This window comes from Mesorhizobium sp. B3-2-1 (genome assembly GCF_006439515.1).
Classification (GTDB): Bacteria; Pseudomonadota; Alphaproteobacteria; order Rhizobiales; family Rhizobiaceae; genus Mesorhizobium.
In genome coordinates this window covers 85,770-110,701 of sequence record NZ_VFTI01000005.1, presented here as the reverse complement: position 1 = coordinate 110,701, position 24,932 = coordinate 85,770, and the positions used below count along the sequence as shown (strand labels likewise).

The window sequence follows — 24,932 nt, the reverse complement described above, 5'->3', positions numbered from 1 at the left end:
TTCGGGCGGACCGCTCCTCACCCCAGCAGGTCCTCGATCCGGATCGGAAAGCGCCGCGGGCGCACGCCGGTCGCATGCCAAACCGCATTGGCGACGGCGCCGGCGGTACCGGTGATGCCGATTTCACCGACGCCCTTGATGCCGAGGGCGTTTACGTGAGGGTCGTCCTCGTGAACCAGCAGCGCCTCGACCGACGGCACGTCGGCATTCACCGGGACATGGTATTCGGCGAGGTTGGCATTTTGGATCCGGCCGGAGCGCCGGTCGGTGACGGCTTCCTCATGCAGCGCAAAGGAAACGCCCCAGATCATCCCGCCATAATACTGGCTGCGCACCAGCCGCGGATTGATGACCTGTCCGGCAGCGAATGCGCCGACCAGCCGGGTGACGCGGATCTGGCCTAAATCCGGGTCGACCTTGACCTCGGCAAAGACGGCACCATGCGCGTGCTTGGCGTAGGCCTCCTGCGACGCCGGATCCGGTGCACCCTTGCCATGGCCTTCGATCTCGGCAAGGCCCGCGCGGGCGAGGATCTCGGCATAGCTTTCGCTGCGGCTTTCGTCATCGCGCCGGTAGAGGCGTCCGCCGCGCGCCAGGACACCTTCATTGCCGGCGCCGAACAGCGGCGACGCTTCATTGCCGGTGGCGAGGTCGGCAAGCCTGGCGATAACGGCCGCACCCGCATTGTGAATGGCCATGCCGGCCGTCGCCGTGTGACCCGACCCGCCGGCGATGCCCGCATTGGGCAGGTCGGAACTGCCGGCCCTGAAATCGACCTGGTCGATGTCGAGCCCGAGCCCGTCGGCTGCAATCTGGGCAAAGGCGGTCCAGGCGCCTTGCCCCATGTCCTGAGCGCCGGTCTCCATCAAGCCGCTGCCGTCGGCCCTCAGCACCGCGCGTGCCTCGGCCTGGAACATGAGCGCCGGAAACGTCGCCGTGCCCATGCCCCAGCCGGTGAGGAAACCGTCCGCGTCGCGCATCCGCCGCGGCTGCAGCGGGCGGCTCGCCCAGCCAAACGCCTCGGCCGCATGGTCGTAACATTCGCGCAGCGCCTTGGAGGAGAACGGCTTGCCCGTCATAGGCTCGACTTCGGCATAATTCCTGAGCCGGAAGTCCAGCGGGTCCATGCCGCAGGCATGCGCCGCCTCGTCGATGGCGCTTTCCAGCGCGATCGAGCCGGTGGCCTCGCCCGGCGCGCGCATGAACAGCGGCGTGCCGGTGTCGAGCCGCACGGCATCGTGCGAGGTGGCAATGGCCGGACTGGCATAGAGCGTGTGCGAGGCGTCGGCCGCCGGTTCGAAGAAATCGTCGAACGTGCTCGATGTGGTCCTGGCGTGATGGGAGATCGCGGTCAGTCGCCCTTCGCCATCCATGCCCATGCGCAATGTCTGGCGAGTCGGGGCGCGATGGCCGACCGGGCCGTACATCTGCTCTCGTCGCAGCACCAGCTTGACCGGGCGGCCGACGAGCTTCGCCGCCAGTATGCCCAGCACTTGCGGACCGGAAATCATGCCCTTGGAGCCGAAACCGCCACCCAGGAACGGGCTGCGGATATGGACGTTTTGCGGCGCGATGCCGAACAGGCCGGCGATGCGACCCTGCGCCATGGCAAGGCCTTGGCTCGGCGTGTCGATCGACAGACGGTCGCCATCCCACGCGGCGACGATAGCGTGAGGCTCCATGGCGTTGTGGTACTGGGCCGGCGTCTCGTAGGTCGCCTCGATCCGCGTCCTTGCCGATCCGAGGCCGGCCTCGACGTCGCCCTTCCGCTGCACCGCCGGATTGCCGACGCCGACACCGCGCGGCACGAAGGTTTCGGCGCCGTCCAGACCGACGCGCGCCGGCAACTCCTCATAGCGCGGCGACAGCAGCGCCGCGCCTTCGGTCGCCGCTTCCAGCGTCTCCGCGATCACCACGGCAATGCTCTGGTTTGGGTAGCGAACCCCGTCGTTCTGCAGCAGGTCGAGCCGGAACATGAAGGGATGGTCCTTGGCATCCGGATCGGTGGCGAGCGCCGGCCGGTTCAGCGGCGTCATCACCTCGACGACGCCCGAATGCGCCTTGGCCGCCTCGATATCCAGCAAAACGACCCGGCCGCGCGCGATGCTCGAGACGGCGAGCACCGCATAGAGCATGCCGGGCGGGTGGTTGTCGGCGGCGTAACGCGCCGTCCCGGTGACTTTCAAGAATCCGTCGCGGCGGGTCAGCGGCTGGCCGATGCTGGAGCCCTGCCGCGTATGGGCGGGTTGCTGGTTGAGGCCGAGTTCAAGCGTCATGACGCACTCCGGGAAGGGAGGAAAAGGGGGAGGCAGGAAGGGCCGGCATAACAGCGGGCGTTCCGGCAAGGGCGGACATCAGCGCCCTGACGACAATGCGGCGGGCAAGCTCGATCTTGAACGCGTTGTCGCCGGAGGGGCTGGCGTCGGCCAACGCGGCGTCCGCTGCGCGAACGAAGCTCGCTTCGTCGGCATCGGCGCCGAGTAGCACCGCTTCCGCCGACCGCGCGCGCCACGGCTTGGCAGCCACGCCGCCCAGCGCCAGCCTCGCATCGCGGATCTTGCCGCGATCGACGACAAGTGCCGCGGCCGCCGAGACGACGGCGAAGGCATAGGAGGTGCGTTCGCGCACCTTCAGGTAGCGGGCGTGAGCGGCGAAGGACGCTGCTTGCGCCGGCAGGCGCACGGCAACGATCAGCTCGCCCGGCTGCAGCACGGTCTCGCGCCGCGGCGTGTCGCCTGGAAGCCGGTGGAATTCCTCCAGCGTCACATGGCGCCGGCCTTCCTTGCCCTCGATCTCGACCACGGCGTCCAGCGCGACCAGCGGCACGCAGAAATCGGAGGGATGGGTGGCGATGCAGGCATCGCTCCAACCCAGAATGGCGTGCAGGCGGTTCTCGCCGCCCAGTGCGGAGCAGCCGGAACCGGGTTCGCGCCTGTTGCAGGCGCTGGCGGTGTCATGGAAGTAACTGCACCGCGTGCGCTGCAACAGATTGCCGCCGACAGTGGCGGCATTGCGAAGCTGCGCCGAGGCGCCCGAAAGCAGCGCTTCGGCCACCGCCGGAGAGGCCTTGGCGAAGGCCGGATCGTGTGCGAGATCGGCATTGCGGACCAGCGCGCCGATGCGCAAGCCGCCATCATCGAGCGTTTCGATGCGATTGAGTTCCGGCAGGCGGGTAATGTCGACGATCCGTTCGGGGGCGGTAATGCCACCCTTCATCAAGTCGAGCAGATTGGTGCCACCGGCGAGATAGGACGAACCCGGCTCGGCCGCCGCCGCAATGGCGTCGGAGATGGTGGCGGGCCTGACGTAATCGAAGTCTCTCATGCCGCGGTCCTCCGGTCGGTTCTGGCAAGTTGTTGCTGGGCTTCCAGGACGGCCTCCACGATGCCGCCATAGGCGGCGCAGCGGCATATGTTGCCGCTCAGTCCCTCGCGGATGCGCTCGGGATCGTCGCCAGCCTGTCCCTCGGCGATCAGCCCGAGCGTGCTCATGATCTGGCCGGGCGTGCAGAAGCCGCACTGGAAGCCGTCATGGGCGATGAAGGCGGCCTGCACCGGATGCAGTTCTTCACCGTGCGCGACACCTTCGATGGTCAGCACCTCGGCGCCGTCATGGCTGACCGCCAGCGCTAGGCAGGAGTTTATGCGTTTGCCGTCGACCAGGACCGTGCAGGCGCCGCACTGGCCGCGGTCGCAGCCCTTCTTGGTGCCGGTGAGCTCGAGCCGCTCGCGCAGCAGGTCGAGCAAGGTGACGCGGGTGTCGACCTCGAGTTCATGGTGGTGTCCGTTGACGGTAAGCGAGAGGGGAAGGGTGGTCATGGGCGTCTGGCTCCAGTTGCTTGACGCTGAGGGGAATGAATTGGTGCTCTGGCAGGGAAGGACAAGGTCAGGCGACAGCCAATCCGACGCGGGTTGGGAAGGTGACAGCTTGCGGCTTCGAAAGACGTGACATACCGGGCTCCCGATTATATGATAGAGGTTCTCCACTAAAAGCGGAGGTGCCTCCGTTTATTTACGTGGGGGCTGGCCAGGCATGGTTCAAGCCCCCATATCCCTGGTGGAGAAAAAAATTGGCTTTTGAGCCCGTCACAACTGGCGACCAAAAACCCGCCGCCGCCGAAAAGCCGTTGCGCGCGGATGCGCGGCGCAACCGCGATCGGCTGGTCGAGGTCGCGGCTTCGGTCTTCGCCGAGCGCGGCATCGACGCCTCGCTGGAGGAGATAGCGCGGCGCGCGGGCGTCGGCATCGGCACGCTCTACCGGCATTTCCCGACGCGCGAGCATCTGGTCGAGGTGGTCTATCGCCGCGAGGCGGAGGCGCTGTGCGCCGCCGCCGGCGAGCTTACCGCAAAACATCCCTCCGATGTCGCGCTGGAAGAATGGATGCACCGCTTCGTCGACTACATCGCCACCAAGCGCGGCCTGGCGACCAGCCTGCGCATCCTGTTCACCACCAATTCGACGCTGTTTTCCGACACGTCGGGACGCGTGTCGCAAGCCTTGCGGCAACTGGTCGAGGCGGCGGTCGCCGACGGCACGATCCGCGGCGACGTCGATGCCTCCGACGTGCTGCATGCGCTCGGTGGCATCTACTCGGCACCCGACACGCCCGAATGGCGCGACCGCTCGCGCCGGCTGGTGAAGCTGTTGATGGACGGGTTGCGGTTCGGGGCCGTGAAGCGGCCGGAATGAGAACAGTTCGGACGATCGGCATCGGCGCGGCGCAATCGGGCTTGCACGCCGGATTCGTTCTAGCCATGGGCTGGCCGCAAGCAGCGGCATCCAGCATCTGAGCTCCGGCCCGGCATAATTCGACCACGTTTCCTGGCGAGGAATCCGACGCGCCAGCCTTCCCCGCCGAACTTTCCGACCCCTCACCGCATCCTGTCCATTTGTGATAAGATCGCGTCAAGGAATGCAGCCATGGGGCAGCCCAATTTTCATCGTGAGGGCAGCAAGCCCGACGCGGAGCTGGTGATGGCGGCGCGCGGTGGCGAGGCACCCAGTCTCGGCCTGCTGTTGGAACGCTACCGGCCGCAGCTCTATGCCATCGCCTTGTCGATGCTAGGCTACACCAGCGATGCCGAGGACGCGGTCCACGAAACTTTCGTTACCGCTCTCACGCGGCTGGATGGCCTACGCGATCCCGCCGCGGTCGGCGGCTGGCTGCATTCCATCCTCAGGAACCACTGCCTGATGGCGCTGCGCCGGCGCCGGCCCTGCGCCAAGCCGGCCGAAACCGACCGTGTTTTCCGCGAGCTCGCGGACGAGGAGCGCATCGAAAGCCGGATCGAAAGCCGCGACCTGCGGGATTGGGTGTGGGCAGCGCTTGGCCGGCTGCCGGAGATGCAACGCGCCACCGTCATGTTGCGTTATTTCGGCAGCTCGCCGAGCTATGAGGAGATTGCAGCCATCCTGGGCGTGCCTGTCGGCACGGTACGCAGCCGGCTGTCCGACGCCAAAGTCAGGCTTTCGGAGCTCTTGCTGGCATCGGCTGTCCTGTCTGACAGGGATCACCAGAAGCTGGTGGCGGAGCGTCTTGCTTTCTATGTCGCGGAATTCCGCTCGCTCTATGGCGGTGGCAGGGACCGCTTCCTGGCCCATTACGCCGACGACCTCGAAATCGGCTTGGCGGGGGGACCGCGGCGCCTCGGGCGTCATCTGTTTGCCGAGATCGTCGACGAGGACACCGGCGATGGCGTGCGCGCCGAGCCGGTGCGGGCGCTGGCCAGCGGCAATGTCACCGTGCTCGAAGGCAATTTCCTCAATCCGCCGGAAGATCCGTTCCACTGCCCGCCGGGCTTTGCCTTCGTCCTGTTCCATGGCGAGCACCAAGTGCGCGGCATGCGCATCTACAATTCCGCACGGCCGGCCCGCTCGGAGGAATAACGTCTTCGTGAAAATCCGGCGGCGGCGAACTTTCCGGTTGGCCGCTTCATCCTTTCTGGGTCACGCGGCCGGCTTCCGGCGCGCCAACCCACCGCAAAGGAGGAATATCATGTCTGCCGTCAGCCGCATTCGCAACAATCTCGCCCGCGCCATGGTTCTCGGCTCGGTCCTCGCCATTCCGGCCCTGGCTCCCGCCCATGCTGACGATTACGACGCCACCCTCAAGGACATCCAGTCGACCATGGGCGGCGTGCCGAGCTTCGTGAAGCAGTTCCCGAAGGCCGGCCTGCCCGGCGCCTGGGCTGAGGTCAAGGCCATTGAGCTCAGCGATAACACAGCGCTGTCGCCGAAGGTGAAGTCGCTGATCTCACTGGCGGTCGCCGCGCAGATCCCGTGCAGCTACTGCATCTGGTCGGACACGCAGGCCGCCAGGAAGGCCGGCGCCACCGACCAGGAGATCCAGGAGGCGGTCGCCATGTCGGCGTTGACGCGCCACTGGAGCACCATCTTCAATGGCATGCAGGTCGATTTCGACACTTTCAAGAAGGAGATGGGCGGGGAATAGGGGAATTGGGGGAATAGGGAATGTGGTCGATCCGCGCTCCCTATTCCCCAGTTCCCTCCTCAGGGAGATAAGGACATGAACGACGCCCTCGCCAACGACTCCACCTTCATGACCGCCACCCGTCTGGCGGCGGCGATCCGCGAACGGCGGATCAGCGCCGGCGAGGCCATGGAGGCGCAGCTGGCCCGTATCGCCCTGGTCAATCCGCTCATCAACGCCATCGTCACTCTCGACGAGGCGGCGGCCCGCGCCGGGGCGAAGGCCGCCGATATGGCGATCGCGCGCGGCGATGCCGTCGGCCCGCTGCATGGCGTGCCGATTACCCTGAAGGACGGCCACGCCACCGCGGGCATGCGCACCACGGTCGGCCTGACGGCCTGGGCCGATCACATTCCGACAACGGACAGCACCATTGCCGCCAGATTGCGCAAGGCCGGCGCCATCATCATCGGCAAGACCAATGTTCCGCCCAGGCTCCGCGACCTGCAGACCTGGAACCCGATCTTCGGCCGCACACTCAATCCCTGGGATGTCGCACGCACGCCGGGCGGCTCCAGCGGCGGCGCCGCGGCCGCGGTCGCCGTCGGGCTGGTGCCGCTGGAGATCGGCAGCGACGCCGGCGGCTCGATCCGGGTACCGGCGCATTTCTGCGGCATCTATGGCTTCAAGCCGACGGAGGCGACGGTGCCGATCACCGGCAGCTATGGCGATCCGCCCGACATGCCGCGCAGCTTCCGCCTGCTGTTAGGCATCGGGCCGATGGCCCGCGATGTCGACGATCTCATCCTCGCTCACCGCATCATCGCCGGCGCCGACGGCCTCGATACGGAGGTTCCGCCGGTCGCGCTGGAAGAAGCGCCGGAGCCGCCGCTCGACCGGCTGAGGGTCGCCTGGGCGCCGACTTTTCCCCGGGTGCCGGTCGCGCTCGACATCGCCGATGCGATCGCCGGCTTCGCCGCCGTCATCGAGGCCGGCGGCGCGCGCGTGGGGCAGGCCTTGCCGTCGCATGATTTCGCTGCCGAGCGGGCGCTGTTCTCGGACCTGATCACCTGGTACTCGCAGGTCTTCCAGCTGCCGCGCGACGCTTCGCCGTCGCTGTCGGCCTATATCGAGGCGCTCAATCAGCGCGATGAATTCATCTTCGCCTGGGAGCGCTTCTTCGACGACTGGGACGTGCTCGTCTGCCCGGTGACGATGTGCACCGCCTTCCTCCACCGAGAGATGGGCGTGCCGATCCCGGTCGACGGCGTCGAAACGCCGTACTGGGCCGCGCTGAGCCACGCTTGCCGCTTCAACCTGACCGGCCATCCGGTCGCAGTCATCCCGATCGGCCTCGACCGTGAGGGCCTGCCGATCGGCGTCCAGCTCGTCGGCCGCCGCCACGCGGACCTGAGACTGCTTGCCATTGCTCGGGCACTGGCCAGGCTCACCGACGGCTTTGTCAGGCCGCCTGGACTGTGAACGGTCGCGGCGTGCGGCGGTCCGCGCCGCCGCGGTCACGGTGTCGTGTCCGCGTGCTTGAAGGTCAAGCCGCGTCGCCGTGCCGGACCGGCCCTATCCCAACCGCAACGATGCCAAGACTTCCTCTCGACACTGTTGCGAAGCGATTATTTCTTCGCTTCGACCAGGACCACGAGGGATTCCGGCACCACGCCGTCATGGGCCATCGCATCGGCGGCAGCCTTGCTCTGCATCATTCCCGCCAACTTAGCCATATCGGGAACGTCCATCATCACCGCCACCCGGGTCGGGTTCTGGGGATCGATGAATGTGCGGATGTTGGTTACCCCGAGCGCACCGAAAAGCTCCGCCCGCTTGGGTGAATTGAGCCAGTGCTTGGCATCTTTGGTGATGTTGTGGTGGGCAATGACTGTCGGCATGGCATCCTCCCGAGGTGACGCCGACGGTCGAGATCCCGCCTTTCGCAGCGATCCACCTTCGCGAGCGAGTGAGCGCCGTTTCCTTCGACCTGTCAATTAGCAATTGCTGGGGCCAGTGAGCGGCGAGGCGCCCTCGCGAATGCCGGCTGGAAGGGTTGTCGTCGATCGCCGCGGTCGATCCCGGCCCGCAGTCGGCGATCGAGATCGCCAAGGACGGTCCGCTCAAGGCCACCGGGCCGGAGCCCGAGGACCCGGACGGCGCGCGACCACATGCGCCGGCCTTGTGCGGCGCTCTACCAAGAACGGCCATTCATCCCGGACATGCGGCATGCTAGAGCGGCGGAGCGTTTCCTGGAATTGCGCCAGGCGTCACGGCAGGATAGCTCGATTTGTCCGCTATCCACGTTTTCGAGGGCATTCAATGTATGTAGGCCGTTCCTACAAGGTGGTCGATTTCGCGCTCTGGTCGCGGCGCAGCGTCCTCTACATGGTGGTGGTGAGCGGGCTGGCCGTGGCGGCTTACCGCCTGCCAGGCATTGCCGGGTTCTCCGTGCCATGGTCGGTGGTGCTGGTGCTCGGCACCACGGTGTCGCTGGTCGCAGGCTTCAAGAATTCGCAGGTGTTCACCCGCAGCGGTGAGGCGCTGCAGGCTTTCACGCAGATCACGGCCAGCAGCCGGATGTGGTCCAATTTCTGCCGGGACTTCCTCGATGCGCCGACGGCTCGGCAGCTCGTCTACCGCCACATCGCCTGGATGACGGCGCTGCGATACGCGCTGCGGCGGCCGATGCCGTGGGAATCGATGGGGAAGGCCGCCAACATCGAATACCGGCGGCGTTACCACATCCAGGAGGACAAGGGCTCGATCGCCGACGACTTGCGCCCGCTGCTGGGCGACCAGACCGTTGATGTGCTGAAATCGCCTCGTCCGGCGATAGTCTTGCTCGAAATGCAGTCGGTCCAGGTCAATGGACTGCTCAAGGACGCCAAGGTCCCGGCGCAGGTCTATGTCGAACTGACGAAGCTGATCCGCGACTTCCACGACCAGCAGGCGCGCTGCGACCGCATCAAGAACAATCCCTATCCCCGGCAATACGCCATCGTCAGTTCCATGTTCGTGATGATCTTCTGCACGCTGCTGCCGTTCGGCGTGGTTCCGGTGTTCGCCGACATGGGCAAACTGGACGGCATGCTCGGCTCCATCGCCATCTGGCTGACGATCCCGTTCAGCACGCTGCTGGGCTGGGCTTACATGTCCCTCGACCAGGTCGGCGAGAGCAGCGCCAACCCCTTCGAGGGCAACGCCAACGATGTGCCGATCTCGCAAATCTGCCGCGACATCGAGATCGAGATGCGCGCCGGGCTCGGCGAGAGCGACCTTCCCAAGCCCTTGCTGCCGGTCAACGACATCGCCATGTGAGGTGTGAGCAGGCTATGCGTTCTCAAGCGCCTACCGGCGGGAGATCGCCCGCAGCCAGGGCGCCAGGTGGAAAGCGCTCATCAGCAGATACATGGCGGGCATTCCGGTCAGGATCGGGCCGGCCAGCGGCGAGGGATTAGCGCCCATGCAGAGCATGGTCCCGTCGCCACCCTGAAGACAGGAGACCAGCGCCATCACCGCGAAGGTGGGCGCCGCGGCGAGACACAGCCAGTCGGCGATGCCACGAGGGGCGGCATTTTCGGCGCTGCCGATGCCGGAATGGATATCGCTCATGGTCTTATTCCCTTGGTGGTTGCGACCCGTCGGGACCTGGGTTCCTCGGCCCTGCCGGAGGCGGGAGGGGAACCCAGGCTGGACAGTCTTGCGCCGGCTACTGGTTGGCCTTGTCGCGGAAGGCGGCCTCGCCGGCGGCGGACACTTCGGCCCATTTCTTGTCGGCTCCGGCTTCGTAATTGTCGTGCCAGTTCCACCAGCTGTAGAGCGGGGTCTGCGGGTAGCCTTCGGGCGAGTCCTCCCAGGTCTCCTGGCGGCCGAGCGGCGTGACGTCGAGATAGCTCCAGACAGTACCCAACGCCTCGTCGCCGCGGTTGTTGATGAAATAGGTGCGGAAGATGCGGTCGCCATCATGGATGAACACGTTGTGGCCGTGCCATTCGTCGACGCCGAAATCCTTGTCGAAGCTGTCGGTGATCGTGTACCAGGGCATCTCCCAGCCCATCCGTTGCTTCAGCCGCGCAATGTCGGCCTGCGGGGCGCGCGAGGCATAGGCAAGCGTGGTGTTGCGGGCGTTGAGATGGGCGAGGTGGCCGACCTGGTCGGCGCCGAGCGAGCAACCGCGGCAGGCGTGCTCCGGCCAGCCATAGACGCCGGGCTCGAAGAAGGCGCGGTAGACGATCAGCTGGCGGCGGCCGTCGAACAGGTCGAGCAGGCTCACCTTGCCGTCGGGGCCCTCGAAGACGTAAGCCTTGTCCACTTCCGTCCATGGCATGCGCCGGCGTTCGGCCGATAGCGCGTCCCTGGCCCGCATCGTCGCCTTTTCCTTCACCAGCATCTTTTGGTGCGCGGCTTCCCAATCCTGCCGTGAAACGATCGGCGGGGTCTTCATCGTCATGGTCATTGGTCTTCTCCTTGGCCAGTCGTGGCGTCGTTGCGGTGTGGTGTTGCCTGGGTATGCCGGGGTGCCGCAGGCGCGGCGGGATCCGAGAGATCCGGTCCGGCGCAGCAGGGGTGGCGTGCGGCGTGCTTGGCCGTATCATTGGCTGTGTCGAGGTCGGTGGAGGCAGGCATTTTCTGGTTCTCCCTTGCGTGCCGTCATTGCCGGCTTGCTGGTTGACGGTACTGACTTAAGTTAGGGCGGCTCGGTGCCGAGGCGGGAGTTACAAGTGTGACGGGATTTGAATGGACTCGCTGATCACCTCGGCGGCGCTGGCGCTGGCGGCGGGCGATCCGCTCGGCGCGCTCGACCGCGTCGCCCTGCGCGAGGACGCGCCGGCGCTGGCGCTGCGCGGCATCGCCATGGCGCAGCTCGGCGACTTCGATCGCGCCAAGCTCTTGCTGCGGCGGGCCGTGCGCGCCTTCTCCCCGAAAGAGGCCGTCGCGCGGGCCAGATGCGTCGTCGCCGAGGCCGAGATCGCGCTGGTCTCGCGTGATCTCGGTTGGCCGGCCAAGGCGCTCGACGCGGCCCGCACGACGCTGGAAAAGCATGGCGACCGGTTGAACGCGGCGCATGCCGGCCATCTCAAGGTGCGGCGGTTGCTGCTGATCGGCCGCCTCGACGAGGCCGAACATGTGCTGGCCGGGCTCGACCCGGCGCCGCTCCCGCCGGCAGCCAGGGCCGCGCACGAGCTCGCCGTCGCCGGCATCGCCATGCGGCGCCTGCGGACCAGGCCGGCGCGCGCGGCGCTGGAGTGGGCACGCCATGCCGCCCGCAAGGCCGGCATTCCCGGCCTCATCGCGGAGGTCGACAGCGCATGGCTGGCGCTGGAGACACCCGCTGCGCGGCTGATCGTGCAGGGCAGGGAGCAGCCGCTGCTGCTCGAAGAGGTCGAGGCATTGCAGGGATCGCCGGCGCTGGTCGTCGATGCTTTCCGCTACGCCGTGCGCAGCAGCGGGGTCACGATCTCGCTGGCGAGCCGGCCGGTGCTGTTTTCGCTGGCACGGTCGCTCGCCGAAGCCTGGCCCGGGGACGTGTCGCGGGGGGAACTCGTGGCGCGGGCCTTCGGCGGCAGGCATGCCGATGAATCGCACCGCGCGCGCCTGCGCGTCGAGATCGGGCGGCTGCGCGCCGAGCTTCGCGCACTGGCCGGCATCAGCGCCACCAAGCATGGCTTCACGCTGGGGCCGCGCCATGTGCGCGCGGTGATGGTGCTGGCGCGGCCGATCGAGGAGCGGCACGCGGCCGTGCTGGCCTTGCTGGCCGACGGCGAGGCCTGGTCGAGCTCGGCCTTGGCGATGGCGCTTGGAACCGGCCAGCGCAGCGTCCAGCGGGCGCTCGAGCCGCTTGCCGAGGCCGGCAAGGTGCAGTCCTTCGGCCATGGCCGGGCGCGCCGCTGGATGACGCCGCCGGTGGCGGGTTTCACGACCACCTTGTTACTCCCGGCGCCGCTGCCGAACGGCTAAGGTGTGCCGATATTCAGGTGAGGCCGGCCTGCAAACGGCTGTTACCTGCGCTTCCAGTGCTCAAGGAAAAAAGACATGAAACATTCAGCGGCCGAAATTTTGAGGGAATACGGACCCTTTCCCGGTGCCAATACGGTGGCCGGGGTGAGCTTTGACGGCAAGAACGTCTGGTTTGCCTCGGGCGACAGGCTGAACGCCTTCGATCCGGAGAGCGGTCAGGCGTTGCGCTCGATCGATGTCGCGGCACATGCCGGCACCGCCTATGACGGCCGGCATTTCTTCCAGCTCGCCAAGGACCGCATCCAGAAGATCGATCCCGACACGGGGGAGGTGCTTTCCACCATTCCGGCACCCGGCAATGGCGGCGATTCCGGGCTCACCTGGGCAGAGGGCGCGCTCTGGGTCGGACAGCACCGGGAGCGCAAGATCCACCAGGTCGATCCCGAGACCGGGGCGATCCTGCGCACCATCGAATCCAACCGTTTCGTCACCGGGGTGACCTGGGTCGACGGCGAGTTGTGGCATGCCACCTGGGAGGGCGACGAAAGCGATCTGCGCCGCATCGACCCACGGACAGGCAAGGTTCTGGAGAAGCTCGACATGCCTGCCGGCATGGGCGTCTCGGGGCTGGAATCCGATGGCCGCGACCGCCTCTTCTGCGGCAGCGGAAACGCCGGCGTGGTGCGGGCGGTGCGCCGACCAAAGTGAGGGACACGAATTTTCCCCCACCGACTGGCCGCTGCGCGATGTCGAGCCTAGATAGGCTGGACCATCCCCGCAAAAGGACCAGACCATGCCCGAACAGATCACGTTGAACGACGGCGCCGCCATTCCCCAGCTTGGCCTTGGCGTGTGGCAGGTCGATCACGACATCACCGCGCAAGTGGTGGGCTGGGCGATCGAGGCCGGTTGCCGGCTGATCGATACCGCCGAGGGCTATCAGAACGAGGAAGGGGTCGGCGCGGCGATCCGTGCCGCCGGCGTGCCGCGAAGCGCGCTGTTCATCACCTCGAAGCTGCGCAACGGCGCCCACCAGCGCGATGCGGCGCTTCGTGCCTTCGACGGCACGATGCAGAAGCTCGGCGTCGAGCAGCTCGACCTGTTCCTGATCCATTGGCCGGTGCCCAGCCACGACAAATATGTCGAGGCGTGGAGGACGCTCGTCGAGCTGAAGCAGGCTGGCCGCATCAAGTCGATCGGCGTCTCGAATTTCAATCCTGACCATCTTGAACGCATCATCGGCGAGACGGGCGTGACACCCGTCGTCAACCAGATCGAGCTACATCCGCGCTTCCAGCAGCGCGCGCTCAGGGAGTTTCACGCCCGGCACGACATCCATACGGAAAGCTGGAGCCCGCTGGGCAGCGGCCGCTTGCTGAGCGACCCGACCATATCAGGCATTGCCCGCAAACACGGCAAGTCCGCCGCGCAGACGATGATCCGCTGGCATCTCCAGCAAGGGCTGATCGTCATCCCGAAGTCTGTGCGCCAGGACCGTATCGCGGCCAATTTCGACGTCTTCGATTTCGAACTGGACGCGCAGGACCTGGAGACGATCAGCGGCATGGATTCGGCCGACGGCCGTAACGGGCCGAACCCGGCGACGGCAGCGTTTTTGTTCTGAGAGGACGAGGCCGCCCTAAATCCCCGAGCCGTCCAGCTGTTGCGCGTCGTCGCCTTCCCATGGCGCCGGCATCGAGGCGCCCCGGCTGAGATTGGCCGAGGGCATCGGCATCCAGCATTTCAGTTCCGGCTCGACATATTCGACGACGCGGCCCGGCGAGGAATCGGAGGCACGCCAGCCTTCGTCACCGAACTGATCGGCGCGTGACCAGTAGGCGAGGTCGACTTCCGCTGGCCCTTGTTCGGACGGGCGGACCGTAACGAGTATCCGGCTGCCGTCTTTCGGCGCGCTGGACATGTGGCGCCAGCGGTCGGGCTCATCCATCGTTTTTCCTCCTGCCTTGCTGTGGGATGAAGTGTCGCCTCGCCATCGGAGGCGGTCAACCCAAACTTTGCACGCCCATCCTGTTTCGATGGGGCTGCTCGTTCCGCCCGGTCCGCGGGGCATGTATGATTGTCGGATTGCACCAGCCGCACCGCAGTTGCCGCCGGTATCACGGCAGGATGCGATGACGTGACGTGCTGACGACCGGCGCATACACAGAAGAACTTGAAGACGCCGGTCGCCATTTGGGGGCGTTGGGTGCATCACATTGGGGCGCGATGCAGGGTCAGGTTAGGCGGATGCCTGGTGTCCGCAATTGGAACACCGGCCCATGGTGAACAGGTGGTTACTATCCACAGGGCCGCGGCTGTAAACGGCAGGCGGCCCGCCGGTTTCCGGTCGTCCATCGTGGCCACGTCATCGTTCTATCGGCTGTGCGCAACGCGAATCGCAGGCTCCGCGCCGCTCGACGGGCCGCGATCGGGTTGGTAAGCCCGTCTGCGAAGGAGTTGATGAGTCTGGCATGACCGTTGCGATCGAGATGGGAAACACGACGGCGGGCACCCCGGCGAACCTCGATCTCGAGGAGTTGCTGGCGACCCGCCTTCTGGTGCAGGGCAATTCGGGCTCCGGCAAGTCACATCTCTTGCGACGGCTGCTCGAACAGAGCGCGCCCTGGGTGCAGCAGACCATCATCGACCCGGAAGGCGACTTCGTTTCGCTGGGCGAACGCTACGGCCATCTGGTGATCGATGCCGAGGAGCATACCGAGCGCGGCCTGCAGGCGGCCGGCGAGCGGGCGCGCATCCATCGTGTTTCGACCGTGCTCAACCTCGAAGGGCTCGATGCCGAGAACCAGATGCGGCGCGCCGCCGCCTTCCTCGGCGGGCTGTTCGAGGTCGCGCGCGACCACTGGTACCCGATGCTGGTGGTCGTCGACGAGGCGCAGCTGTTCGCGCCGGCGGTGGCCGGCGAGGTGTCGGACGAGGCGCGCAAGCTCTCGCTCGGCGCCATGACCAATCTGATGTGCCGTGGCCGCAAGCGGGGGCTCGCCGGCATCATCGCCACGCAGCGGCTGGCCAAGCTCGCCAAGAACGTCGCGGCGGAAGCCTCCAACTTCCTCATGGGCCGCACCTTTCTCGATATCGACATGGCGCGCGCCGCCGATCTCCTGGGCATGGAGCGGCGGCAGGCGGAGGCCTTTCGCGATCTGGAGCGCGGGCAGTTCATGGCGCTGGGGCCGGCACTGTCGCGCCGCCCGCTCGGCCTTCGCATCGGCCCGACCGACACCAGCCCGCGCAACGGCACGCCCAGGCTGATGCCGCTGCCGCAGGCGGCGCTCGAGGATGCCCGCGCCATCATCCTGGCCGCCCCGCCGCCGGAGACGATGCGCGCGCCGCGCCGGGTGGCGTCGCCGGACCTGCTGGAGCAACTGATGGCGGCGAAATCGGCGCCGCGCGACATCCGCCCCGAACCGGTCGAGCCGCCGATCAGCGCCGAGGATCTGGCCGAACGGCGCGAGCGGATGGACCGCATCCTGCGCGCCATCCTGGTCGAGCCCGATGCGGGATTTCGCGTCATCGGCGTTCTCTACCAGGAGTTCGTCGTGCGCTGCCGCATCGAGGGGCTGGCTTCGGTGGTGCCAGATCTCCAGGAATTCCGGCGCATGCTAACACGCGCCCGCGCCGGGGTGGGGTCCGACATGGCCGAGGATGATGCGTGGCGGGATGTTTCGGTGCGCGCCTCGCTGCTGCCGGAGGACATGCAGGGCGTGTTCATGATGATCGCGCGCGCGGCGAAGGAGGGCTGGCCGTGCCCGAGCGACGCCGCGATCGCCCGCGCCTATGGCTCGCACTCCATGCGCCGCGCCCGGCGGCTGCTGACCTATATCGAGGAGCAGGGCCTCATCGTCTGCCAGCTCGACGGCGCCGGCCGGCGCACGGTGACGCTGGTCGAACTCGCCTGGGCAACCGCGCCCGGCGACCCCAACGCCGAAGGGGCGGAGCAGGGAAGTCTGGCGCTGTGAGGGCGCCATGAAACGTTCAACCTCGGGCTGATCAGGCGGGCACCCTGCAAGACCGGCCGGGTGCGGTCGCTTATCGGATTTCGGTGAAGGCCAGCCGTGCGAGAACGCCACCCTTACTGGATGACACCGTCGACCGCCCGCCATTCCGATGGGATGATGAGCCGGTCCGTCTGATGTGCGGCGATCGGTTCCGGCTTCGCGGGCACTGAGCCTGCGGGGAACCAAGCGACGGCCACGCAGGTTAAGTCAGCATTGGGTTCCCCGAGACGAGGCGACGTCATGAGCATCCTGCAAAGCATCAAGAACGCTGCCGAACAGGTGACCGGTGCCGCAAGACCGGACAGGCAACAGGCGGCCGATCTTGTCAGGCCACGAAAATCGAACGAGTTCAGGTTTGGGGACGATGGGCTGGTGCCCAACCATCCGTCCTGGCCGCTGATGGTTTATCGCGGTGCCGTCACGCTGCCGGAGGAGTTCGATCCCGCCGCCGTCATGGAGGAGCTTTTCTCGGCCAACGGATGGGGGGACAGTTGGCGCAACGGCATCTACGACTATCTCCACTACCATTCGCGCATCCACGAAGTGCTGGGCGTGGCGCGCGGCACGGCGAAAGTCCGGTTCGGCGGCAAGAAGGGACGAACGCTGGCGCTGAAGGCCGGCGATGTCGCGGTTCTTCCGGCCGGAACCGGGCACCAGCGCATCTTCGCCTCCGACGACTTTCTCGTGGTTGGCGCCTATCCGCCGTCCGGCACCTATGACGAATGCACGACCGCCGCCGATCACGCCAAGGCGGTGGTGACGATCCCCAGGGTAGGTCGTCCGGGCAAGGACCCCGTCTATGGAAGCAAAGGCCCGCTGCTGGCGGCGTGGAAGAAAGACTGAGTCGCCGAAGCCCAGGAGAGCAAAGCTCATTGGCGCCCAAGCAGATCGACGCAATAGTCATCACGTCGGTGGAACGCTCTCAAACGCCCGCGATCGCCAGAAGCCAAGCCAGGATATCGAGCAACAGGAAGAGCAGCGCGAACTGCAACGCCACCCGGAGCCGCTGGATAATCCGCCAGTTGCTGGCCATGTCCGCCTTGATGCGGAGGGCCAGCGCGCGGTGCATGGCCGACATTGTCGTCGGCTTGTCGCCATCGACATACTGATGGAGCAGCTCTTCTGGATCGAAGCGGAATGTGTACTGATGGTAGGGCCAAAGCATGAAGACGATCAGGCCGCCGATGCTGAACAGCAGGGTCACCGCGGTCCAGTCCCAAACCCCAAGTTCGTTGGAAAGGGCCGCGCCGCCCAGCAACGAGTTTGCGAATGCGGTGGCAAAGATAAGACTCCCGGCGCGGGTGTTCATGTTCTCGACAACGGTCTTCTGATGCGTGAGACCTCTCACCGCCTCCTGATAAATAAACGCAAGACGAGATCGTCGTCCTCAAGACCGCCTGCGACAGATCCGTTGCTTTATCCTCCACGCGGACGTGCGACCATAAGGGTGCCTCTCTAGCAGGGCAGGAATGCGCCAGCTTAACCCAAAATCCTTCGTCGTAACCACTGGACTTCGAGATGCTTCTACCGCTCCTCGAGGATCCGCAAATACGCCGCCGTCACGAACAGCACGATCAGCCCGAACAAGATCCTTCTCGCGCCCTCAGGCATCTGCAGGATGGTCAAGAGCGTCGTCAGCACGGTGAGGATCAGGGCGCCGATGATGGTGCCGGTGTAGCCGCCGCGGCCGCCGAAGATGGAGGTGCCGCCGATGACGGCGGCAGCTATGCCGACTAGCGCCATGGCAAAGGGCGAAGCCGCGCGGCCGGATGGCATCGAGGCGGTCGTCATCGTCACGCCCAACCATCTGCACGCGCCGATCGCCACCGCCTTCCTCGAAGCCGGCATCGACGTGATCTGCGACAAGCCGCTGTCGACGACGCTCGGTGACGCCAAAGCGCTGGTGGTGCTCGCGAAGGCGAAAAAGCGCCGCTTCGTCGTCACGCTCAACAACACCGGCTACGCCATGGTGCGCCAGGCGCGCGAAATGGTGATGACGGGCGAGCTCGGCCGGATCGTGTCGGTGCATGGGGCCTACATCCAGGACTGGCTGACCAAGCCGATCGACGCCGACGGCCAGAAGCAGGCGGAGTGGCGCACCGATCCGGCGAGGGCAGGGCAGTCGGCGGTGCTGGCCGACATCGGCGTGCACGCCTTCAACCTGGCAAGCTTCATTTCCGGCCGCGAGGCCGAGGCTGTCTCGGCCGACCTGTTCACCGCCGTGCCCGGACGCCGGCTCGATGACAATGCGCATGTGCTGGTGCGCTGGACCGATGGCGCGCGCGGTACGATCCTGGCCAGCCAGACATCGCCCGGCCACTACAACGATCTCTCCGTGCGCATCTATGGCGACAGAGCCGGGCTCGAATGGTCGGGCGCGCGGCCGGAGGAACTGCGCTTTTCCGTCCATGGCGAGGAAACCCGCACGCTGGTGCGCGGCGGCCATGGCTCGACGGCTGAAGCCCGCCGCGTGTCGCGCATGCCGGCGGCACATCCGGAAGGCTATATCGAGGCCTTCGCCAATTTCTACCGCGACGCCGCCGACATCATCCGCGCCCACCGCTCGGGAGGCGCGGTCGATCCAGCCCGCGCGGCGCAGGTGCCCGACGTGGTCGACGGCGCGCGCGGCGTGAAGTTCGTCGCCGCGGCGGTGGAGTCGAACGCGGCGGGTGGAGCGTGGACGGCTGCCCTGTTCAGGTGAGGTCACGCCAAGCCTACAGCATGTCGCGGCGAATAGGATTCGCCCGACCTGCTGTAAGCTTCTGATTTTATGCATGTCGTTATCCCGGAGCCGAGGACACTTCCGGGCGACATGCATTGGGAATTCGAACGGAATCAGCCGGCGACGGACAACCGACGAGATCGAACGAATCTGCTCAGCCCGTCGGAATCCAAGGGCTGCGCGAAGGCGTAGCCTTGCAGAATGTCGCAGCCAAGCGCTTTAAGCAGACGGGCGTGCTCCATCGTCTCGACACCCTCTGCTACGATCTCGATGCCGAGGGATTTGCCGATTTCGATGATCGAAGACACGACTTGCCTCTGCTGGGGTGAATTCACGATTGGATCCACCAACTGGCGGTCTATCTTCAGGCGGCGAGGCTGCAATTTGAGCAGACTGACGATTGAGGCGTAGCCGGTGCCGAAATCGTCGATCTCGATGTCGATACCGAGTTGCTTGATCTGCTCGAGGTTCCACGTGACCAGGTCATCGTTGTCGTCGAGGAAGATGGATTCGACGAGCTCAAAGGAAAACGTTCCCTTCCTGATGTCGAGATCTCGCAAACTCGCTATGAGTTGCTCATCGTGAAGGCGCCGTGCCGAAACGTTGACTGACACGCGCGGAACGCCAATCTTCTGCGCGGACCATGCTTCGAAATCCAAAAGCGATTGCTGGAGGATTTTCTGGTCTATTATCGAGACGACGTTCAGTTCTTCGGCGGTCTTCAGGAAAACGTCGGGTGTCAGAATACCCTTCTCAGGGTGGTTCCACCGAGCCAGCGCTTCAACTCCCACGATCTCCTGCGTCCTGGCGCTAAATTGAGGCTGGTAGAACGCGATGAATTGATTTTGTTCGAGGCCGGCGAGAATTTCGTCGGCAATTCTCTTCGTGTTGACGATTTCGCTTTGCAACTCGCCAGTGAAGAATTCAAACCGGTTGCGGCCACGTCTCTTTGCCCGGTAAAGGGCGATATCGGCATTTACCAGCAACTGTCTGGTTTCGGCGCCCGTACCATCGTCGATTGCAATTCCGACGCTGACGCCAAAACGGCACTGGTGACCGTGGTAATAAACGGGCCTGCGCATCTCTTCGATAATGCGGTCCGCAAGCGCGGCCGCCTGGGCATCTTCACCGCCTACCGTGCAGAGCACGACGAATTCGTCTCCTCCAACCCGAGCGACGAAACCTCGATCGCCGACGTTGGACTTGAGAACGGATGCGGCATGCACCAGCATCGCGTCGCCCGCCGCGTGGCCGAGCGTATCGTTGATGTGCTTGAAGCGGTCCAAATCGACGTGAAGCAGTGCGGCATGGCCGCCGTTCAGCCTGGCCTTTGCCGCGTAATCATTCAGCACCTGGTCCAGGTAGCGCCGATTGGGCAAATCCGTCAGCGAATCGTGCATGGCGACATGTTCTGTGCGCGCCTTGGCAGCTTCGAGTTCCGCATTTTTCGACTCGGCCAGCTGTTTTGCGCGAACCAGATCGGTGTTCAGCATTACATCTGACGTCACGTCCCATTCGGCCCCCACCATTCGGGGCGAATTGTTCGCGGTCTCGTAAAAGATCGCCCTGGACCGGACATGGCGAATTTCGCCGTCTGGACGAACAACCCGGTATTCCGATGAATATGTGCCTCGCCCGGTCACGGCATTGTCGAAGTCTGTAAGCGCCTGAGGCAGATCGTCGGGATGAATGGCCCCGGCCCAGTCGGTATATCCGCGCGGTCCGCCATCAGCCTCCCTGCCATATATTTCGTTGACGCGGTCGTCCCAAGCAAGATGGTTGGTTTCGAGGTCGTGTTCCCAAACGCCAATGGCCGAGGCCTCCAGGGCAAGTTCCAGCCGTCGCGACAGCCGATTTAGTTCCCAGTAGTTTCGCTGCCTTTCATTGATCAGGCGGCCCGCCGCCAGGAAGGGAAACAAAATCAGTGCCGCTGCCGCCGCCATGATCGCCCGGAGCCGCCAGGCGTTGGCGGGCGTGGCGGGCCAACCGCCCTTGGGAATCGCCGCGATCCGCCAGGAGCCTGACGGGACAAGAATGTCGACCGTCACCGGATCGCCTTTGACGACCCGTTCGTCACCGAAGAACCGGACTCCCTTTGCTCCGGGGGAGTCATCGCCGATGAGCGCGACCTCAATCCCGAGATTCTTGTCGAGCAGTCCGCTCGCCTGGTAGAGGCGTTGCACGTCGACGACCGCGGAAACGATTCCCCAGAACCGGTCGGTATTTCCCGCACTCTTTACGAATACCGGAAACCGGCCGATGAAGCCTTGTCCTCCCTGCTGCAGATCGACCGGGCCCGCGAGAACAAGCTTGCGCTCGTCACGCGCACGCAAGGCAGCCGCACGCTGCTGGTCGTTCTTGCGGTAATCGAGACCAATGGCTTTCTCGTTGCCGGCCATCGGATACATCAAGGAAATGACCAGGTCGGGCGCGCCGGCAATATTGCGAAGTTGAGACTCTTCGTTGAACAATCTGCTGGCAAGCTCAGCGAAACGTTGCTGCCCCATGTAGGGTTCGGTTGTGACTGCCGCGACCAGTCCTCGCGCCAGCTGGAGGTTGCCGTTGATGTTCCCTTCGAGCCTGGCGCGAACGACATTGACTTCGGCGAGGACATCCGCGCGGGCGGCCTGGTCCGCAACGACTTTGTTTTGATGGTCAGCGAACGCCGCGCAAACGGCAATGACCACAACCGCGATCGCCACCGGAATCCTCGCCGGGGAAAAGACGGCCCCCTTCATGCGGCCGGACATGTCGGCGAAAACAGCCAATAAAACAAGATTCCCTGTGTTAGTCAGGCTCTTTGAAGCCTCATCAAGGGAATATTAGTTCGCTATAACTTAATTTTAGCCTTCACAGTCCTTAAAATTTTTGCGCCTTCGGACACCGCGCGCGGACCGCACCAGATTTCGCCACATGGCGAAACTAGTGGCTATCGACTTTCTTCTGGGCGATCCGATACGTTCCGACGCCGCGCTTGGTTGCCCCGATTGAATAGGCCATTGGAATCTTGGGGGCGTTTTCCGGCAGGCCGTACATATCCTTGCCGGCCCTTACCGCGAATGAAAAGTGCTGCCAGGAAACTGTGTCGTGCTCATTGAGGAAATCAAGCGTCAGGCCCGCAGCGATCAAGGCGTTCACCACGTCGCTGATCGGATGAATCCATTCATAGTAGCGAGGATGCTTCAAGGTGCGCTCATCGCCGGTGTAGGTCAGCTCTTCGTTCCAGACGAGAGGTCGCGCTACCGGCGTTCGCCAATCGTCCTTCAATTCGAGCGCAGCAGCCTTGCGATTGCACTGGAACATCAAGGGATGGCCCTCGGCCATATAGAGCCGGCCGCCGGGCCGCAGAAGATCGGCAACCACCCGGGCCCAACGGACGACATCGTCAAGCCAGTTCACCGATCCCCAGGTAACGTAGACGATGTCATAAGTCCGGTCGAGCGCTTCGACAGCCTCGTACAGCGGCGCTTCGACGAAGCGAACGTCGCTGCCCGCCTTGGAGGCGAAAACTCGCGCCGCGGCGATCGCCCTTGGTGAAAAGTCCAGGCCGGTCACACTGCCCGCGCCGAGATTCCTGAGGCTGATCGTGTCGATCCCGATGTGGCACTGCAGATGGACGATGTCCTTGCCGAATAAGTCACCGATCTCGCGCGTTTCCAGCTCATAGAGATTGGATCCACCAGCCAGCACGTTCTCGATACGATAGCTGCCGGTTCTGTCGGTCGCGTGCAGTTCGGCCCGATCGTCCCAATTCAGGAGGTTCGTGTCCATGAACGGTTCCAACTGTCCCCCAATCTCAGCCGCGGCATGGTAAACAGCTGGTTAACGTAGATTGCAGCGAGCGGGCGTGCACGTCAATCCCAGGGCCTTGCGATGTGTCGCAACTGGCAGGGGTAACTGGCGCGGTCATCGCAGATGCGGTGCCCGGCGCCACTTACGCCGGTACGTATCGCGCATGCCGATGGCGCACTGGGATGCGGCGTGGACGACGACGAAGTTTGAGGAACGACAGCCAATCTCCCCGCTCCTAATGCATGTCGCCCGGAAGTGTCCTCGGTTTCGGGATAACGACATGCATAAAATCAGAAGCTTACAGCAGGTCGGGCGAATCATATTCGCCGCGACATGCTGTAGGGGTGGTTGGCAGCTTTATCGCGACCGCATCATGCCGCCCCCAGCCGTTCCGCCAAATCCACCACCATCGGGCGTTGCCCCGCAAGCATCTTCACCTCGGCTTCAGCCAATGTGAACCAGCCGGCTCTGTCGACCTCCGGGAATTCCTTCATCCTTCCGGATCGCGGCGGCCATTCCATGGTGAAAATGTTGCTCCTGATGGCGGCCACATCGATGTCGGCCTCGACGGACCATGCGGTGACGGTCTTGCCGCCCGGTTGCCGGTAGTCGCCAAGGCGCGCGAAGGGGCCTTCGACCTTCACGCCGAGCTCTTCCTCGGTCTCGCGTCGTGCCGCCGCCAGTTGGTCCTCACCCTCGTCGACAAGGCCCTTCGGGATCGACCAGGCGCCATCGTCCTTCTTCGCCCAGAACGGGCCGCCGGGATGCACCAGCAGCACCTGGATGTCACCCCCGCTACGGCGATGGATCAGCAGGCCCGCGCTGCGTTTTGCCATGTTTGCATGTCCGTTTGCGGCAGAGGTGCGAAGCCGGCCGATCCCGCGTCGATCATTTCCGCCCTTGCACCGGGAAATTGCGACGCTATGTCAGTCGCATCTGCATTGCACCTCATGCGCGAGTCCGGCAATCTGATAGCATCGTTTTTGGGGCGGCGTCGAAAGTCAGGTGAGGCGTCCGAATGCAGCTGGGTCTGATCGGCTACTACAGCGACTTCGTGGTCTATCCCCTGGTGATTGCCATATTGGGCGTGGCCGGGTTGATCGAGGCCGGAGAGGAAAGCGCGCCGGACTGGATCGGCACGGCGCTGATGTGCCTTGGCCTGTGGACGCTGATCGAATACGTCCTGCACCGGTTCGTGCTGCACCACGTCCCCTGGATCCGGGACCTGCATGACCGTCACCATGTCGAGGAGCGCAGTCCGGTGGGCACGCCCACCTGGCTCAGCCTGGGCGTGCATGCGCTGGTGGCGTTCCTGCCTGTCTGGATGGTGTCGGATTTCGCGACCGCCAGCGCGGTGAGCTGCGGGTTGATGCTGGGCTATCTCTGGTACGTCAGCGTCCACCACATGATCCATCACTGGCATCCGACCCATCCGAGCTATCTCTATACGCTCAAGCGCCGCCACGCGGTGCACCACCATCTCGACGACAACGCCAATTTCGGCGTGACGTCGATATTCTGGGATCGGGTTTTCGGCACCGCGCGGCTTTGACGTGGGGCTTTCGACCGGCCACCAACATCATTTGCGGTCCGCGGGCAGTCGAGCGATAAAATCTAGGCCGAGCGCCCTGGCCAGAATAACCAGATGAGCGCGGCGGCCGTCAGAACCCAGATTCCGACGATGAATGCGAGACCGCCGCGGCTGGTCGGTTTGGATCGGCGAATGGCCTCCGCGCGAAACTCCGCCATCAGATCGGCGGGGATCAACTTCACCGCAAGCAGGATGCCGAGTGGTACGATGATCAGATCGTCCAAATATCCAAGTATGGGAATGAAATCGGGTATCAGATCGATAGGACTGAGCGCGTAGGCGGCGACTGCGCCGGCGGCAACTTTGGCGTACCAGGGAACGCGAGGGTCGCGGGCGGCCAGCCACAAGGCCACCACATCGCGCTTGATGGCCCTCGCCCACTGCTTTGCCTTGTCAAGGACAGTCACGCGGCAACTCTCCTT

24 protein-coding genes and 1 pseudogene are annotated in these 24,932 nt (G+C 65.0%); 12 read left to right on the top strand and 13 right to left on the bottom strand.

Translation table 11 applies throughout. The annotated features are described in order from the left end of the window. Positions 1-17 precede the first annotated feature (17 nt). Genes FJW08_RS07145 through FJW08_RS07135 form a run of 3 tightly spaced genes read right to left on the bottom strand, consistent with a single transcriptional unit; the run spans position 18 to position 3,818 of the window. The gene (locus FJW08_RS07145) at positions 18-2,276 is read right to left on the bottom strand and encodes a xanthine dehydrogenase family protein molybdopterin-binding subunit (RefSeq protein WP_140809921.1); all 2,259 of its coding nucleotides are present in this window, start codon (positions 2,274-2,276) and stop codon (positions 18-20) included. Continuing rightward, positions 2,266-3,324 carry a xanthine dehydrogenase family protein subunit M gene (locus FJW08_RS07140; RefSeq protein WP_140809920.1) on the bottom strand — a complete coding sequence of 353 codons (1,059 nt, stop codon included), beginning with the start codon at positions 3,322-3,324 and terminating at the stop codon, positions 2,266-2,268. The genes FJW08_RS07145 and FJW08_RS07140 overlap by 11 nt, the downstream gene beginning before the upstream one ends. After that, positions 3,321-3,818, bottom strand: coding sequence for a (2Fe-2S)-binding protein (locus tag FJW08_RS07135; RefSeq protein ID WP_140809919.1), 498 nt, complete (start codon positions 3,816-3,818; stop codon positions 3,321-3,323). The genes FJW08_RS07140 and FJW08_RS07135 overlap by 4 nt, the downstream gene beginning before the upstream one ends. Positions 3,819-4,069: 251 nt before the next feature. Between FJW08_RS07135 and FJW08_RS07130 the strand changes: the two genes are divergently transcribed. The 4 genes from FJW08_RS07130 to FJW08_RS07115 all read left to right on the top strand — a co-directional run bounded on the left by FJW08_RS07130 (position 4,070) and on the right by FJW08_RS07115 (position 7,913). Then, complete coding sequence (locus FJW08_RS07130; RefSeq protein WP_140809917.1) at positions 4,070-4,690, top strand: TetR/AcrR family transcriptional regulator; 621 nt, start codon at positions 4,070-4,072, stop codon at positions 4,688-4,690. 231 nt (positions 4,691-4,921) lie between these two features. Then, on the top strand, positions 4,922-5,887 hold the full coding sequence (locus FJW08_RS07125; protein WP_140809916.1) for an RNA polymerase sigma factor: 966 nt from the start codon (positions 4,922-4,924) through the stop codon (positions 5,885-5,887). Between the two features lie 109 nt (positions 5,888-5,996). Further along, positions 5,997-6,452 (top strand): carboxymuconolactone decarboxylase family protein, encoded by a 456-nt coding sequence (locus FJW08_RS07120; protein WP_181182856.1) that lies wholly within the window; start codon positions 5,997-5,999, stop codon positions 6,450-6,452. A 75-nt stretch (positions 6,453-6,527) separates the two neighbouring features. Then, positions 6,528-7,913 (top strand): amidase family protein, encoded by a 1,386-nt coding sequence (locus tag FJW08_RS07115; protein WP_140809915.1) that lies wholly within the window; start codon positions 6,528-6,530, stop codon positions 7,911-7,913. A 146-nt stretch (positions 7,914-8,059) separates the two neighbouring features. Here FJW08_RS07115 and FJW08_RS07110 read toward each other — a convergent pair whose 3' ends face one another. Further along, complete coding sequence (locus FJW08_RS07110; protein ID WP_140809914.1) at positions 8,060-8,332, bottom strand: hypothetical protein; 273 nt, start codon at positions 8,330-8,332, stop codon at positions 8,060-8,062. Between the two features lie 421 nt (positions 8,333-8,753). Here FJW08_RS07110 and FJW08_RS07105 point away from each other — a divergent pair, with 421 nt between their 5' ends. Continuing rightward, positions 8,754-9,752 (top strand): bestrophin family ion channel, encoded by a 999-nt coding sequence (locus tag FJW08_RS07105; RefSeq protein ID WP_140809913.1) that lies wholly within the window; start codon positions 8,754-8,756, stop codon positions 9,750-9,752. A 30-nt stretch (positions 9,753-9,782) separates the two neighbouring features. On the opposite strand, the gene FJW08_RS07100 is transcribed toward FJW08_RS07105, so the two are convergent. Together FJW08_RS07100 and FJW08_RS07095 are read right to left on the bottom strand one after the other, a co-directional pair. Further along, positions 9,783-10,046: a hypothetical protein gene (locus FJW08_RS07100; RefSeq protein WP_140809912.1), complete on the bottom strand. Its 264-nt coding sequence runs from the start codon at positions 10,044-10,046 to the stop codon at positions 9,783-9,785. Positions 10,047-10,143: 97 nt separating this feature from the next. Then, the gene (locus tag FJW08_RS07095; protein WP_140809911.1) at positions 10,144-10,890 is read right to left on the bottom strand and encodes a thioredoxin family protein; all 747 of its coding nucleotides are present in this window, start codon (positions 10,888-10,890) and stop codon (positions 10,144-10,146) included. 281 nt (positions 10,891-11,171) lie between these two features. Here FJW08_RS07095 and FJW08_RS07090 point away from each other — a divergent pair, with 281 nt between their 5' ends. The 3 genes from FJW08_RS07090 (at position 11,172) to FJW08_RS07080 (ending at position 14,016) form a co-directional block, all read left to right on the top strand. After that, the gene (locus tag FJW08_RS07090; protein WP_140809910.1) at positions 11,172-12,392 is read left to right on the top strand and encodes a helix-turn-helix domain-containing protein; all 1,221 of its coding nucleotides are present in this window, start codon (positions 11,172-11,174) and stop codon (positions 12,390-12,392) included. Positions 12,393-12,467: 75 nt separating this feature from the next. Further along, positions 12,468-13,100 (top strand): PQQ-binding-like beta-propeller repeat protein, encoded by a 633-nt coding sequence (locus tag FJW08_RS07085; RefSeq protein ID WP_140809909.1) that lies wholly within the window; start codon positions 12,468-12,470, stop codon positions 13,098-13,100. 85 nt (positions 13,101-13,185) lie between these two features. Then, complete coding sequence (locus FJW08_RS07080; protein ID WP_140809908.1) at positions 13,186-14,016, top strand: aldo/keto reductase; 831 nt, start codon at positions 13,186-13,188, stop codon at positions 14,014-14,016. A 15-nt stretch (positions 14,017-14,031) separates the two neighbouring features. Here FJW08_RS07080 and FJW08_RS07075 read toward each other — a convergent pair whose 3' ends face one another. Then, complete coding sequence (locus FJW08_RS07075) at positions 14,032-14,340, bottom strand: hypothetical protein (RefSeq protein WP_140762202.1); 309 nt, start codon at positions 14,338-14,340, stop codon at positions 14,032-14,034. Positions 14,341-14,863: 523 nt separating this feature from the next. Between FJW08_RS07075 and FJW08_RS07070 the strand changes: the two genes are divergently transcribed. Both FJW08_RS07070 and FJW08_RS07065 read left to right on the top strand, forming a co-directional pair. Further along, positions 14,864-16,366 carry an ATP-binding protein gene (locus tag FJW08_RS07070; RefSeq protein WP_140809907.1) on the top strand — a complete coding sequence of 501 codons (1,503 nt, stop codon included), beginning with the start codon at positions 14,864-14,866 and terminating at the stop codon, positions 16,364-16,366. 279 nt (positions 16,367-16,645) lie between these two features. Next, positions 16,646-17,248 carry a cupin domain-containing protein gene (locus FJW08_RS07065; RefSeq protein WP_140809906.1) on the top strand — a complete coding sequence of 201 codons (603 nt, stop codon included), beginning with the start codon at positions 16,646-16,648 and terminating at the stop codon, positions 17,246-17,248. A 79-nt stretch (positions 17,249-17,327) separates the two neighbouring features. Here the strand turns inward: FJW08_RS07065 and FJW08_RS07060 are convergent, their stop codons facing one another. Next, a complete protein-coding gene (locus tag FJW08_RS07060; protein ID WP_140809905.1) occupies positions 17,328-17,714 on the bottom strand; it encodes a hypothetical protein in 387 nt (128 codons plus the stop codon). A 215-nt stretch (positions 17,715-17,929) separates the two neighbouring features. After that, positions 17,930-18,133: pseudogene (locus FJW08_RS07055) on the bottom strand (ABC transporter permease); the annotation flags it as partial. A gap of 13 nt (positions 18,134-18,146) precedes the next feature. On the opposite strand from FJW08_RS07055, the gene FJW08_RS07050 reads away from it, so the two are divergent. Further along, a complete protein-coding gene (locus FJW08_RS07050; RefSeq protein WP_246682250.1) occupies positions 18,147-19,106 on the top strand; it encodes a Gfo/Idh/MocA family oxidoreductase in 960 nt (319 codons plus the stop codon). Positions 19,107-19,240: 134 nt separating this feature from the next. On the opposite strand, the gene FJW08_RS07045 is transcribed toward FJW08_RS07050, so the two are convergent. The 3 genes from FJW08_RS07045 to FJW08_RS07035 all read right to left on the bottom strand — a co-directional run bounded on the left by FJW08_RS07045 (position 19,241) and on the right by FJW08_RS07035 (position 23,755). Beyond that, entirely contained in the window at positions 19,241-21,865 is a 2,625-nt protein-coding gene (locus FJW08_RS07045) for an EAL domain-containing protein (RefSeq protein ID WP_181182865.1), read from the bottom strand. 184 nt (positions 21,866-22,049) lie between these two features. Beyond that, positions 22,050-22,898, bottom strand: a complete 849-nt coding sequence (locus FJW08_RS07040) for a class I SAM-dependent methyltransferase (protein WP_246682249.1) — start codon at positions 22,896-22,898, stop codon at positions 22,050-22,052. Positions 22,899-23,290: 392 nt separating this feature from the next. Continuing rightward, positions 23,291-23,755, bottom strand: a complete 465-nt coding sequence (locus FJW08_RS07035; protein ID WP_140809903.1) for an NUDIX domain-containing protein — start codon at positions 23,753-23,755, stop codon at positions 23,291-23,293. A 182-nt stretch (positions 23,756-23,937) separates the two neighbouring features. Here FJW08_RS07035 and FJW08_RS07030 point away from each other — a divergent pair, with 182 nt between their 5' ends. After that, a complete protein-coding gene (locus FJW08_RS07030) occupies positions 23,938-24,471 on the top strand; it encodes a sterol desaturase family protein (protein ID WP_140762221.1) in 534 nt (177 codons plus the stop codon). Positions 24,472-24,533: 62 nt separating this feature from the next. Here the strand turns inward: FJW08_RS07030 and FJW08_RS07025 are convergent, their stop codons facing one another. After that, a complete protein-coding gene (locus FJW08_RS07025) occupies positions 24,534-24,917 on the bottom strand; it encodes a YkvA family protein (protein WP_140809902.1) in 384 nt (127 codons plus the stop codon). Between the last annotated feature and the right edge of the window lie 15 nt (positions 24,918-24,932).